The organism is Lysobacter sp. Soil_N_51 (assembly GCF_057655755.1).
This window is the reverse complement of record NZ_JBDGLR010000008.1, coordinates 23,252-35,717: the sequence shown is the minus strand read 5'-3', so window position 1 is coordinate 35,717 and position 12,466 is coordinate 23,252. Positions and strand designations below refer to the sequence as shown.

The 12,466-nt window shown below is 67.7% G+C and carries 13 protein-coding genes; 10 read left to right on the top strand and 3 right to left on the bottom strand.

All coding sequences use genetic code 11. The features are described 5' to 3' along the window. The first annotated feature begins 109 nt into the window (after positions 1–109). The 4 genes from AC3A4T_RS16245 to AC3A4T_RS16230 all read left to right on the top strand — a co-directional run bounded on the left by AC3A4T_RS16245 (position 110) and on the right by AC3A4T_RS16230 (position 3,056). Positions 110–880 (top strand): rhomboid family intramembrane serine protease, encoded by a 771-nt coding sequence (locus tag AC3A4T_RS16245; RefSeq protein WP_487676313.1) that lies wholly within the window; start codon positions 110–112, stop codon positions 878–880. A gap of 243 nt (positions 881–1,123) precedes the next feature. Continuing rightward, a complete protein-coding gene (locus AC3A4T_RS16240) occupies positions 1,124–1,495 on the top strand; it encodes a hypothetical protein (protein WP_487676312.1) in 372 nt (123 codons plus the stop codon). Positions 1,496–1,611: 116 nt separating this feature from the next. Beyond that, on the top strand, positions 1,612–2,391 hold the full coding sequence (locus tag AC3A4T_RS16235; protein WP_487676311.1) for a transporter: 780 nt from the start codon (positions 1,612–1,614) through the stop codon (positions 2,389–2,391). 35 nt (positions 2,392–2,426) lie between these two features. Further along, positions 2,427–3,056, top strand: a complete 630-nt coding sequence (locus AC3A4T_RS16230) for a hypothetical protein (RefSeq protein ID WP_487676310.1) — start codon at positions 2,427–2,429, stop codon at positions 3,054–3,056. Positions 3,057–3,132: 76 nt separating this feature from the next. Here the strand turns inward: AC3A4T_RS16230 and AC3A4T_RS16225 are convergent, their stop codons facing one another. Further along, positions 3,133–3,348: a hypothetical protein gene (locus AC3A4T_RS16225; protein WP_487676309.1), complete on the bottom strand. Its 216-nt coding sequence runs from the start codon at positions 3,346–3,348 to the stop codon at positions 3,133–3,135. Here AC3A4T_RS16225 and AC3A4T_RS16220 point away from each other — a divergent pair. After that, positions 3,347–3,736 (top strand): hypothetical protein, encoded by a 390-nt coding sequence (locus AC3A4T_RS16220; protein ID WP_487676308.1) that lies wholly within the window; start codon positions 3,347–3,349, stop codon positions 3,734–3,736. The genes AC3A4T_RS16225 and AC3A4T_RS16220 overlap by 2 nt on opposite strands. Positions 3,737–3,765: 29 nt before the next feature. Here the strand turns inward: AC3A4T_RS16220 and AC3A4T_RS16215 are convergent, their stop codons facing one another. Beyond that, a complete protein-coding gene (locus AC3A4T_RS16215) occupies positions 3,766–5,487 on the bottom strand; it encodes a phosphoethanolamine transferase (RefSeq protein ID WP_487676307.1) in 1,722 nt (573 codons plus the stop codon). Positions 5,488–5,949: 462 nt separating this feature from the next. On the opposite strand from AC3A4T_RS16215, the gene AC3A4T_RS16210 reads away from it, so the two are divergent. From AC3A4T_RS16210 to AC3A4T_RS16200, 3 genes are all read left to right on the top strand, one after another. Next, positions 5,950–7,689, top strand: a complete 1,740-nt coding sequence (locus AC3A4T_RS16210; RefSeq protein WP_487676306.1) for a M20/M25/M40 family metallo-hydrolase — start codon at positions 5,950–5,952, stop codon at positions 7,687–7,689. Positions 7,690–7,750: 61 nt separating this feature from the next. Next, the gene (locus AC3A4T_RS16205) at positions 7,751–8,458 is read left to right on the top strand and encodes an aspartate/glutamate racemase family protein (protein WP_487676305.1); all 708 of its coding nucleotides are present in this window, start codon (positions 7,751–7,753) and stop codon (positions 8,456–8,458) included. A gap of 1,019 nt (positions 8,459–9,477) precedes the next feature. After that, complete coding sequence (locus tag AC3A4T_RS16200; RefSeq protein ID WP_487676304.1) at positions 9,478–10,050, top strand: cytochrome c oxidase assembly factor Coa1 family protein; 573 nt, start codon at positions 9,478–9,480, stop codon at positions 10,048–10,050. Between the two features lie 19 nt (positions 10,051–10,069). Here AC3A4T_RS16200 and AC3A4T_RS16195 read toward each other — a convergent pair whose 3' ends face one another. Next, positions 10,070–10,546, bottom strand: a complete 477-nt coding sequence (locus AC3A4T_RS16195; RefSeq protein ID WP_046658593.1) for an Lrp/AsnC family transcriptional regulator — start codon at positions 10,544–10,546, stop codon at positions 10,070–10,072. Between the two features lie 144 nt (positions 10,547–10,690). Here AC3A4T_RS16195 and phhA point away from each other — a divergent pair, with 144 nt between their 5' ends. Next, positions 10,691–11,584: a phenylalanine 4-monooxygenase gene (phhA, locus tag AC3A4T_RS16190; RefSeq protein WP_487676303.1), complete on the top strand. Its 894-nt coding sequence runs from the start codon at positions 10,691–10,693 to the stop codon at positions 11,582–11,584. A 188-nt stretch (positions 11,585–11,772) separates the two neighbouring features. Beyond that, complete coding sequence (locus tag AC3A4T_RS16185; protein ID WP_487676569.1) at positions 11,773–12,387, top strand: DUF4291 domain-containing protein; 615 nt, start codon at positions 11,773–11,775, stop codon at positions 12,385–12,387. Positions 12,388–12,466: the final 79 nt, after the last annotated feature.

Here is a 12,466-nt window from a genome sequence, read left to right as displayed (position 1 = left end):
CGGACGGGCCCCGCCTGGTTGTTGACCGGGGCCACATTCCCGTGGGCGGGACAAAGAAGCCCGCCCGGGCCGGCTTGCAAAGGCCGCTGGCGGTGCCAATCTGGTTGACATGCAACTGCCCACCGAAGCCCCCGTCCCCGACACCCCGGCCCAGCGCAAGGCCGACCGCCGCCGCCTGCTGCGCGCGCTCAACGCCAGCCTGGCGTTCGTGCTGCTGCTGGTGGCGGTGTTCGCCGCCCAGGGCAGCTTCGACGTGCGCGCCTTCACCGTGCAGCCGTGGTCGCTGCACGGCCTGATCGGGCTGCTGACCGCGCCGCTGCTGCACGGCTCGGTCGAGCATCTGGCCGCCAATGCGACCTCCTTGCTGCTGCTCGGCACCCTGGCCGGCGCGGTCTATCCCAAGGCGACGCTGCGGGCGCTGCCGATGCTGTGGCTCGGCTCGGGTATCGGCGCGTGGCTGCTCGGCAATCCAGGCAGCTATCACCTCGGCGCCAGCGGCGTGACCCACGGCCTGATGTTCCTGGTCATGACCCTGGGCCTGCTGCGCCGCGACCGGCCCTCGATCGCCGCGGCGATGATCGCGTTCCTGCTCTACGGCGGCATGTTGCTGACCGTGCTGCCGCGCGAGATCGGCGTGTCCTGGCAGGCCCATCTGGGCGGCGCGGTGGCCGGCGTGATCGCCGCCTTCGTGCTGCGCCGGCGCGACCCGCTGCCGCCGCGCAAGCGCTACAGCTGGGAAGACGAGGACGAGAGCATGGTCCCGGCGCACGACGAACTCGAGCCGCCGACCCCGCGCAACGTGCCGGTGCTGTGGAACCGCCCCGAGCACCAGACCGGCGTGGTGCTGCGGTTTCCGCCGCGCAGTGGGCAGGAAGAGTAGCCGCGCAGCCACAGGTCCGATTCTGCGATGCGCCGCGCCGGTATCCGCGCGCTGACGCTTCCAGGCTGTGCAAGGCACGCAGCGGTTGAGCCGAGCGTGTGCCACCGGTCACCCAAGCGCGCTAGAGTGATGCGGTGTCCATGGGGATGGACCGCGACGGCGCATCGATGCGCCGCGCGCTTCGTCTCCTGGCTGCCGCGACCTGCGAGGTCGCGGTTTCCCGCCGCCTCCGGAGCCCTCGCCATGCGCCGTCTTACCGCACCGCTCGTTGTCGCCGCCCTGCTGCTCGCCTGTCCGCTCGCCTACGCCAAGAGCGCCTGCATGATGCAGGGCCAGATCATGGGTCAGGTCATCAACGAGTGCACCGAGGCCGACATGAACCTGTCCGAGGGTCAGCAGAAGGTGCAGTGCAGCGGCCAGGCGCCCGGGCTGGAAGGCATGGGCGGCCAGGTCGATATGCGGCTGGTCGCGTCCTGCCCCAGCGGCGCCGGCGGCAAGTGCGATTCGCCGCGCGGCGCGCCGGCGCAGATCTACTACTACCAGCGCACCCCCGATCAGCTCGCCGCCTTGAAGGCCGCCTGCGAAAGCCAGCAGGGCGTCTGGTCGAAGCTGTAAGCACGCGGCAGTAAGGCGTCGCTGCCCGGCGCCCGGAACGAAGGACTAAACGCAATGCGGGAAAGGACACTGCGCCTGGACGTATCGAGCAATCGTCATCGACCGCAGACGCGAGCATGCGCATGACGCCCGGTTCGATCCCGCTGTGCATGGCCGCATTGATCGGCCTGGGCGCGACCGCGCCGGCCCGCGCCGACGAGGCGCCGTCGTTCGACCGGCCCGGCATCGCCTTCTCCACCGGCACCCTGCCCAAGGGAAGTTTCGCCTGGGAACAGGGCCTGCCCGATTTCCAGCGCGACGACGACGGCGGCGGCCGCAGCACCCAGTACAACGCCAACACCAGCTTGCGCCTGGGCCTGAGCGACACGGTCGAGCTGCAACTGGCGACCTCGCCGTACAACTATCTGCACGAACGCGACGACGACGGCGGCCGCCGCTCGCGCCACGGCGCCGGCGACACCGGGCTCGCGTTGAAGGTCGCGCTGCCGTCCTCGCACGATAAATTTTCCTGGGCCGTGCTCGGCGCCGTCACCGCCGCCAGCGGCGCGCGCGATTTCAGCAACGGCGCGACTCAGTACACGCTCGGCACCACCCTGGGTTACGACTTCAGCGAGCGCGTGTCCGGCGCGCTGTACTTCAACCTCGACCGCAGCGACGGTGAGGACACCTGGACCTGGTCGCCGAGCGTCAGCGTCGCACTGAGCGACACGGTCGGGGCCTATATCGAAGCCGGCGTGTCGTACACCGATCACCAGTCCACGACCTCGGTCGCCGGCACCGGCGTGACCTGGATGGCGACCTCGCATGTGCAGCTCGACGCCTCGCTGGACTGGGGCCTGGACCGCGACAGCCCGGACCTGCAAGGCGGGATAGGCGTGGCCGTGTTGTTCGACTGATCGATCCCGTTCGTCCGCAGGAGCACGTCTACCCCATGGAACCCAACCTCTACGCCCCGCCGACCGCGGCGGTGACGCAGCCGGCCGGACCGGCCGACCGCGGCAACGAATTCTTCATCGTGTCCGCGCGCAAGTTCTGCATCCTGTTCTTCGCCACCTTCGGCCTGTACCAGCTGTATTGGTCGTACATGCACTGGGCGCGTTATCGCGCCGCCAGCGGCGAGTACCTGTGGCCGGTGGCGCGCACGCTGCTCTCGATCTTCTATACCCATGCGCTGACCGCGCGCATCGACGGGGTGCTGCGCAAGGCCGGGCGCGCCTATGCGTGGGCGCCGGGCGCGATGGCGACCTTGTACGTGATCGCGAGCATCGGCAACGCCGTGCTGGACCGGCTGAGCGCGCGCGGGGTCGGCTCGCCCTATACCGACGTGCTCGGCGTGCTGGCCCTGCTGCCGGTGGGCTGGAGCCTGCTGCAGATCCAGCGCGCCGCCAACGCCGCCTGCGGCGATCCGCACGGCGAATCCAACGCGCGCCTGACCCCGGCGAATTACCTCTGGATCGCACTCGGCGCGGTGCTGTGGGCGCTGATCCTGCTGGGGGTGGCGGTGGCCTTCGGCTTCGGCGAGATCAACAGCGTCGAGATGGCGATTCCCGAATCGGCGTAGACCGCGTAAGCGGCGGGCGACCGGCGTTGTATTGACGCCGTGGCGGCGATGGCGCGATTGCATATGCCATCGCGATTCACCACCGGTACGGAGCAAAAACAATCCCCATGCGCAAATCGCGCGCGGGCGCGCGCTCGCCCGCGTTCGCGCCGGCCTCGCTGTCCGCTTCGGGCGCGCGCGACGCGTTGCCGGAGTTGTCGTTCGCGGCCGGGGTCGATGGCGCAGCTTCGCCTGGGTCGGTGCGCTTGCCGTCGGCCGACTCGGCCGGCGTTGAGGGATCGGACGTGTTCATGCGGACGTTCGTTTCGATTCTCCAAGACTCGGCGCTGGATCAGGCGCGCGCCGAAGTGAACCTGGCGACCCGGCCGGAAGACATCAACTTCCTGCCCGGGATCGCATCGTTGGCCGCGCAGATCGCGATGGGCCGCGGCGATCTCAGGCAGGCGGCGGTATTCGCCGATGAAGCGCTGCAGCGCGCCGCGCAGAGCCCGGCCTACAAGAACCCGGTGATGCTGTCGAAGATCCAACTGGTCGCCGCCGACATCGCGTTGCGCCAGGGCCGGCGCCCGGATGCGCGCAAGCTGCTGCAACAGGCGATCGCGCTGATGCGGCTGAACCTGGAAACCGATGCGCCGCCGTTGGTCGAGGCCGAGAAGAAGCTACGCGAAGCTTCGTCGTGAACGTCAGCCTCGGCTGAAGCCGCCGCGACTCACTCGCTCTCGTGATCGCTCGCAGCGTGCGCATCACCATCATGCGCATGCCCGAGCCCCGACAACTCGCCCAGTTGCAGATGCCCGTCGACGATGCGCATCTCGCGGAACAGGTTGTCGCCGAACAGATCCGAACCCTGCAGATAGTCCACTGCGGCGCGCGCGTTGGGATTGTGGATCGAAAACCCCATCCGCCATGCCAGCGCGCGCGCCAGATCGTGATGGCTCAGCCAGTCGCCGTTGCCGGCCAGCGGCATCTGCGCCGCGCCGCGGGTGCGCACCAACATCGGCACCTGGGCGATCTGCGGGGTCAGCACGTTATGCCCCCACACTCCGTCCTCGCCAAGCATCTGACCGTGATCGGAAGTGACCACAAACAGGCCGTCGCCATCGCCGCGCTCGAACCTCCGGTACAACTTCTCGACCAACGCGTCCTGATAGACGATCGCGTTGTCGTAGGCGTTGACCAGGCGCGCGCCCTCGGTCAGACCCTTGCCGTCGGGCCAGCGCCGGTAGCTGCCGCCGTGGCGGCGATAAGCGTCGTCGTAGGGAATGTGCGCGGTGCGCAGCATCATCACCACCAGCCGCGGCTGATTTGGCGTGACCGCGTCGAGCATGTCCAGTACCGCATCGTCGCCGACCGCGGCGATCCGCGCTTCGTCGCTGCCGCGGGTGCGGATCACGTCGATGCTGGGCGCATCGATCTCATCGAGCAGGTCGCCGTGCTGGGTCGACAGCCAGTAGGTGCGATAACCCGCGCGCTTGGCCAGACGCAGCAGATTGGCCTCGTGCGAACGCAGTTGTGCGATGTTGCCCGGCTCGCGCACGCCGTTGAACAACAGGCCCAGCGAGGCGCGCGTCGAGACCGCCCCGGCGAGGCCGCGATGCCAGCGCGCCTGGCCCTGCGCGACCCAGCGCGACATATTGGGCGTGGTCGCTCGCGCATAACCGGCCAGGCCCCAGTGATCGGTGCGGGTCGAATCGAAGATCACCAGCCACAGATCGCGCGGCCGCTCGCGGGCCGCGTCGGCATCGTCGCGGGCGACGACGCTGTAGGCCTGATAGCTCAGCACATTGCGCCGCACCGACTTGCCGACCAGATTGACCGCGCAATAGCTGAAGGCCAACAGCGAGTTGTGCAGCGAGCTGCGCTCGGGCCGCGGCATGAACCGCTTCATGGTGTAGCGGCTGGCGTTGTAGAACTGGGTGGCGAACACCAGCACGACGATCAGCAAGGCCCAGCGCAAACGCGGCAACCGCAGCCGCGGCAGGCCGAGGTTGAACATCGCGAACGCCAGCGCATACGGCACGCCGCCGGCGAACAAGGTCGGCCAATGACTGGCCGCGCCGGCCCGCACCGCCTGCGCGATGTCGCTCAATTCATGCGGAATCATCGCCACGTCCAGCGGCGTCAGCGCGCGGCCGATCGCGGCGATATGGCACAGCTGGAACAACTGCATGACCGCGAACGCGGCGATCACCGCATTCGCGACCCAGCGGCTGGCGCCCAGCCACAGGCACGTCACGATCGTCATCAGGCCCGCGACCCAGCCGGGCTGCAGCACCGCCCGATTATTGGAACTGACCGCCTGTTGCAGGCGGTCGTCGAGCAGCAACAGCGCCGTCGTCGCCGCGCTGACCAGCACCAGCATCGCCACGCGCCATCCGGGGCCGCTGCGCGACGGGGTGGCAAGCGGGGTGTCGGAAGGTCGAGTGTGCATGCGGTCGCGGGCCGGGTGTCGATTGATCGCGGACACTAGGCAGGCGCGAAACATTGCAAGTTAAGGAACAGATAAGCCACGCCAATCCAGGCCGATCGTGGTGGCTTACTTGCATATTTATTCCGTGTTTTTCCGGCCGATCGTGAATCGGCATTCATTCGCCACGTAGCGAAATGTCGAAAAAAAACACATCACATGCGCAGGTTTCGCGATCACCCCCGCTGGCCCGCGACAAAGTTTTGTAACGCGGTGTAAGCGAATGTAACGCCGGGCCAGAACCGCGCGTTCGCACGTGCACGGCGCGCCGGTTTGCGCGGAACTGCGCCGGCTCGGTGGTCCACGGCGCCCGGGCCGGCGCCGTCCGTCGAAGAATCGGCCACACCCAGGCACACCGCCCGCGCCGCGTGCTAGCGTCGCTGCGCGCCCGCGCCAGGGCGTCCAGCCATCGCCGGGAGCCGCCGCATGCCGCGCACGCCGTTCCAGTACCGTTGTCTGCACCGCCGTTCGTATCGCATCGCTGTCGTCGCGCTCGCGCTGTTGCTCGCAGCCTGCGAGCGCCCGGCGCCGCTGCCCGTGGCCGACGGTTTCGACGCAAGCGCCAGCGCGCACGCACGCCGGATCGAGGCCGACGTGCGCTTTCTCGCCGACGACCTGCTCGAAGGCCGCGAAGCCGGCACGCGCGGCTTCGACCTGGCCTCGCTGTACGTCGCCCAGCGCCTGCGCGCGATCGGCCTGCGCCCGGCCGGCGACGACGGCGGTTATTTCCAGCGCGTGCCGCTGCTGCGCGCCAGCCGCGAAGACGGCGGCGGCCGCCTGATCGTGCAGCGCGACACCGGCACGGTCGAATTGAAATTTCGCGAGCAATTCCTGCCGCAGCTCGATTTCGATCGCGCGCAATCGCAAGTGACCGCGCCGGCGGTGTTCGTCGGCCAGGCGGTGCACGCGCCCGAGCTCGATCACGACGACTTCATCGGCCTGGACCTGCGCGGCAAGATCGCGGTGCTGCTGCACGGCGCGCCCAGGCGCTTCGATACCGACCGGCGCGCGTTCTACAGTTCGTTCCGCGAGAAACTCCGCGCCCTGGTCGAACGCGGCGCGGTCGGCGCGGTGATCGTGGCCACGCAAGACGAAGAAAAACGCCAGCCCTGGGCGCGCGGCGCGCAGAACTGGGCGCGGCCGGGCATGCGCCTGCGCGGCAGCGACGGCCGCGCGATCGACACGTTTCCGCAATTGGCGGTGATCGCCAACGTCAGCGCGGCCAGCGCCGATGCCGTGCTCAGCGCCGGCGGCCACAGCGCGGCCGAGTTGTTCCGCGACGCGCGCGAAGGCACCCTGCGCGGCTTCGATCTGCCCGGCACCATCGCCTTGTCGGCGCGCAACCGGATCGAGCAGACCCAGTCGCGCAATGTGGTCGCGTTGCTGCCCGGCAGCGACGCCGCGCTCAAGCGCGAGCACGTGGTGTTCAGCGCGCATCTCGATCACCTGGGGATCGGCGCGCCGGTCAAGGGCGATGCGATCTACAACGGCGCGCTCGACAACGCGCTGGGCGTGGCGATCATGCTCGAAACCGCGCAGCAGCTCGCGCTGGCGAAAACGCCGCCCAAGCGCTCGCTGCTGTTCGTCGCGGTCACCGCCGAAGAAAAGGGCCTGCTCGGCGCGGAATGGTTCGCGCGCAACCCGAGCGTGCCGCGCGATTCGCTGGTCGCCAACATCAACATGGACATGCCGGTGATGCGCGTGCCGACCCGCGACGTGGTGCCGATCGGGGTCGAGCATTCCAGCCTGCAGGCGGTGCTCGATCAAGCCGCAGCCGAGGTCGGGGTCGACATCACGCCCGACCCATCGCCGGAGGAAAGCATCTTCATCCGCAGCGACCAATACGCCTTCATCCGCGCCGGCGTGCCGGCGGTGTACCTGACCGGCGGCATGGTCGCGCGCGATGCCGGCGTCGACGCGCGCCAGCAGTTCCGCGCCTTCCTCGCCGATCACTATCACCAGCCCGACGACGACGCCGAGCAACCGATCCAGTACGCCGACGCCGCGCGCTTGGCGCGGCTCAACGCGCGCATCGGCCAGTTGATCGCCGACGCGCCGCGGCGGCCGCGCTGGAACGATGGCGATTTCTTCGGCCAGCGGTTCGGTGGCCTGGATGCGGGCAAGCCGGATGCGGATGCGATGCCGGCTGCTTCGCCGTCGCGATGAGGCCGCATCGGCGAAATCGAACCGCGCATTCGCGTTCGCAACGCATGGCTATACTCGAACCATGACTGCGACCATCACCAAAACCCTCGGCCTGCTCGGCGGCATGAGCTGGGAATCGACCCTGCCGTATTACCGCGTGATCAATGAAACCGTGCGCGAACGCCTCGGCGGCCTGCACTCGGCCCGGTTGCTGCTGTACAGCGTGGATTTCGCCGAAGTCGAACGCCTGCAACACGCCGGCGACTGGGACGCGGCCGGCGCCCTGCTCGGCCGCGCCGCGCGCAGCCTGCGCGACGGCGGCGCGGAGCTGCTTGTGATCTGCACCAACACCATGCACAAGGTCGCCGACGCGGTCGAAACCGCGAGCGGCCTGCCGCTGCTGCACATCGCCGACCCGACCGGCGAAGCGATCCGCGCCGCGGGCCTGAGCAAGATCGGCCTGCTCGGCACGCGCTTCACCATGGAGCAGGAGTTCTACCGGCAGCGGCTGATCGAACGGCACGGGCTGGATGTGATCGTGCCCGACGACGATGGTCGCGAGTTGGTGCACAAAGTGATCTACGAAGAGCTGTGCCTGGGCCGGATTCGCGACGAATCGCGCGAGGCGTACCGGCGGATCATCGCCGGGCTGGCTGCGCGTGGTGCGCAGGGTGTGATTCTCGGATGCACGGAGATCGGCTTGCTGATTGGTCCGGCCGATGTGGACGTTCCGTTGTTCGATACCACGGCGCTGCATGCGCGGGCGGCGGCGTTGGCGTCGATTGGGTGAGTTGGGCGGCGGGAATCGGGAATCGGGAATCGGGAATCGGGAATCGGGAATCGGGAATCGGGAATCGGGAATCGGGAATCGGGAATCGGTTAGAGCATAGCGCTTCGTTACTGCCGGTTACGCAACCTATCCGAAGTAATGTGCTCCTAAGTCCCGGCGTTCTTACCTACCGTCATTCCCGCGAAGGCGGGCTCCGCTTTACTTCGGCGCAGCCGAACATCCAGCGCCTTTCGTGCGAGAACGTTTAAAGTCTCTGGATTCCCGCGTTCGCGGGAATGACGTTCTGGAAAGATGACGCTGAAGTCTCTGGATATTCGGCTGCGCCGAAGTAAAGCAGAGCCCGTCTTCGCGGGAATGGCGCTCTGGAGAGATCACGCTGAAGTCTCCGGATGTTCGGCTGCGCCGAAGTAAAGCGGAGCCCGCCTTCGCGGGAATGACGCTCTGGAGAGATGACGCTGAAGCTTCTGGATATTTGGCTGCGCCGAAGTAAAGCAGAGCCCGCGCTCGCGGGAATGACGTTCTGGAGAGATGGCGCTGAAGTCTCTCGATGTTCGGCCCGCTTTTCCATCAATAACGCAGTGTCTTGAGCTGTCATGAACGGTCACGCGGCCACGACGACTGCGCGACCGAATAACGAAGCCATGATCGTTTGCCCCCTTTGACAAAGGGGGCCAGCGCCCGGCGCAAGTTGAAGGACCGATGGTGTTGGTAGCGCGGGGGATTTGCTGTTGCTGTTGCTGTTGCCTCGATGGTTGGCCGCGATCTGCAAGCAAAAGCACCCCCCCTGCCCCCCCTTTTCAAAGGGGGGGATCCTTCGGGAGGATGCTTTGGCATGTGCGGTGATGTCGCGCCTGGAGGTGTCGACGCGCCGACCACCGTCACGCGTGGCTGCATCGACGTAGTTCACCGCGCCACACAAGCCAACCCACCCGCATTCAAATCCGCGCGCCGTTCACTCGGCTGGCATCCAACCCCACATGCAGCGACACTGCCCGCCTATCGAACGCAAGGAGTCCGCGATGAACGACCGTCCCAACCCCGGCTGGTGGAGTCGTAACTGGAAATGGTTCGTGCCCACCGGCTGCCTGACCATGATCCTGCTCGCCGGGCTGCTGCTGTTCGGCCTGATCGGTCTGGGCATCAAGGGCGTGTCGAGCCTGATGGGCTCCAGCGAGCCGGTCCGCCACGCGATCACGCTGGCGCAGGCCAATCAGGCCGCGGTCGCCGTGCTCGGCACGCCGCTGGAACCGGGCGCGATGATCAACGGCACCCTGCGGACCGACAATTCCAGCGGCCACGCCGACTTGTCGATACCGCTCAAGGGCCCGAAAGGCAGCGCCCGCGTCTACATCAAGGGCGAACGCGAGGCCGATCGCTGGACCTATTCGCTGATCGAGTTGGCGATCGACGCCAGCGGCGATCGCATCGATCTGCTCGACGGTGCCGGCGCTTCGGACGAGAACGCGCAAAACCGCCTGGACGTCCCGCCCGACATCGACCAGCCGCCGGTCGAGCACTCCGAACCCGCCGACGCGCCTGAGCCCGAACAGCCCAGCGAAACCGCGCCCGAGCGCAGCGCCCACGCGGGTTGAGCCGGCGCCGCCGCTGCCGTCAGCGCGACGGCAGCGGCAAGCCCTTGAAGGCCTTGACCGTGCGCAGCACCAAGCTGGAATTGATGTCGGCGCCGCCGGCCTGGTTGAGCAGGCGGTCGAGCAGGAAGCGCGACAGATGCTCCAGGTCGCGCACCACGATCTGCAGCAGATAGTCCATGTCGCCGGTCAGCGCGTAGCACGCGACCACCTCGTCCCAGGTCTCGACGAATTCGGCGAAGGCGCCGACCGCCTCGCTGTCGTGGCGGCCCAGGCGGACCCGCACGAACGCCTGCAGGCCCAGGTCCAGCCGCACCGGGTCGACCTCGGCGCGGTAGCCGGAGATGACCCCCTCGCGTTCCAGCCGCTGCACCCGGCGCAGGCAGGCCGAGGCCGACAGGTGCACGCGCTCGGCCAGCTCGGCGTTGGTCAGGCGGCCGTTGCGCTGCAATTCGGCCAGCACGACGATGTCGGTACGGTCCAGTTCGACGGTGGCCATTCGCAGCGCCCTTTCGGCATTTGACGCAACAATCTTGCGCCAGACCGGCCAGGACACGCAACAACGCAAGCTAATTGCGCCTGAGCGCGGTTAAAGTCGATGGACCCCGGCCTTTCACTGCCCGGGCCCAGGAGCGACACCGCCATGAACCCCACCACCCCGCAGCGCGTCGAACACCAACTCACCGACAAGGGCTATGTGCCGGTCTATACGACCGCCGTGGTCGAACAGCCGTGGGCGTCGTATTCGAGCGCGGACCATGCGGTGTGGGCGCAGCTGTTCGAGCGCCAGCAGCAGGTGCTGGTCGGCCGCGCCAGCGACGAGTTCCTGACCGCGCAGCGCGCGATGCGGATGACGCCCGACCGCATTCCGAAGTTCGCCGACCTCAACCGGGTGCTGCGCGCGCACACCGGTTGGGAGCTGATCGGCGTGGAAGGCCTGCTGCCCGAACTGACCTTCTTCGATCACCTGGCCAATCGCCGTTTCCCGGTGACCTGGTGGATCCGCAAGCCCGAGCAGATCGATTACCTCAGCGAACCGGATCTGTTCCACGACCTGTTCGGCCACGTGCCGCTGCTGATGAACCCGGTCTTCGCCGACTACATGGAAGCCTACGGCCGCGGCGGGGTGAAGGCGCACGCCATCGACCCCGAAGCGCTGGTGCATCTGACCCGGCTGTACTGGTACACGGTCGAATTCGGCCTGATCAAGCAGGCCGACGGGTTGCGCATCTACGGCAGCGGCATCGTCTCGTCCAAGAGCGAATCGATCCACAGCCTGGAATCGCCGGCGCCGAACCGGATCGGCTTCGATCTCGAACGGGTCATGCGCACCCGCTACCGCATCGACACCTTCCAGAAGACCTACTTCGTCATCGACAGCTTCGAACAGCTGATGCGCGCGACCGAGCCGGATTTCACTCCGATCTACCAGCGTCTGGCGACCCAGGACTCGATCCCGGCCGGCGACGTGCTCGCGACCGACAGCGTGTTCCAGCGCGGCACCGGCGAAGGCTGGCTGCGGGACGGCGACGTCTAAGCCGCGTTTCAATAGATCGGTTTCAAACTGTAGGAGCGGCGTGAGCCGCGACCGCGACATCGCAGCTACGACGCCAGTAACGGCGTAAGCGCGGTACCGCGGTCGCGGCTCGCGCCGCTCCTACAGTCGGCTTACGCGCGCTAGACTCCCGCGCAATGAACGACGACAACCCGAGCAAGACCCCGCACATGGGTGCGGCCTCCACCCGCGGCGACACCGCGGCTCCCGATCAGCAGATCCCTTACCAACAGATCCGCGCCGTCCACGACGACACCACGATCCGCGTCTACCAGGCGTATGGCGACCAGATCGCCGATGCCGCGCTCGCCCACGGCCGCTTCGTCGCGCCGTTCTCGCGCTCGCGCATGACCTGGATCAAGCCCTCGTTCCTGTGGATGATGTACCGCGCCGGCTGGGGCTACAAAGACGACAACCAGCGCCGCATCCTCGCCATCGACCTCGACCGCGCCGGCTTCGAATGGGCGCTGGCCCACAGCTGTCCCTCGCATCCGGATGCGTCGATGAGCGCGCAGGAGTGGAAACGCCACAAGGACGCCACGCCGGTGCGCATCCAATGGGACCCCGAACGCAGCTTGCGGCTGGGCGCGCTGCAACACCGCGCGATCCAGATCGGCCTCAGCGGCGAAGCGGTGCCGTTGTATGTCGACCAGTGGACTCGCCGGATCGAAGAGGTGACGCCGCTCGCGCATCGGATTCATGCGCTGGTCCAGGCCGATCGCCTGGACGAGGCCAAGGCGCTGCTGCCGGTGGAGCGGCCGTATACGGCGACGGTCGAGGTTTGATGGCGCGCTTGCAGGCAGAGGACGTAGCGAGTGACGCAGCGCTCTGAGACAAGAGCGTCGGGGCGCAAGCCCCTCCCAC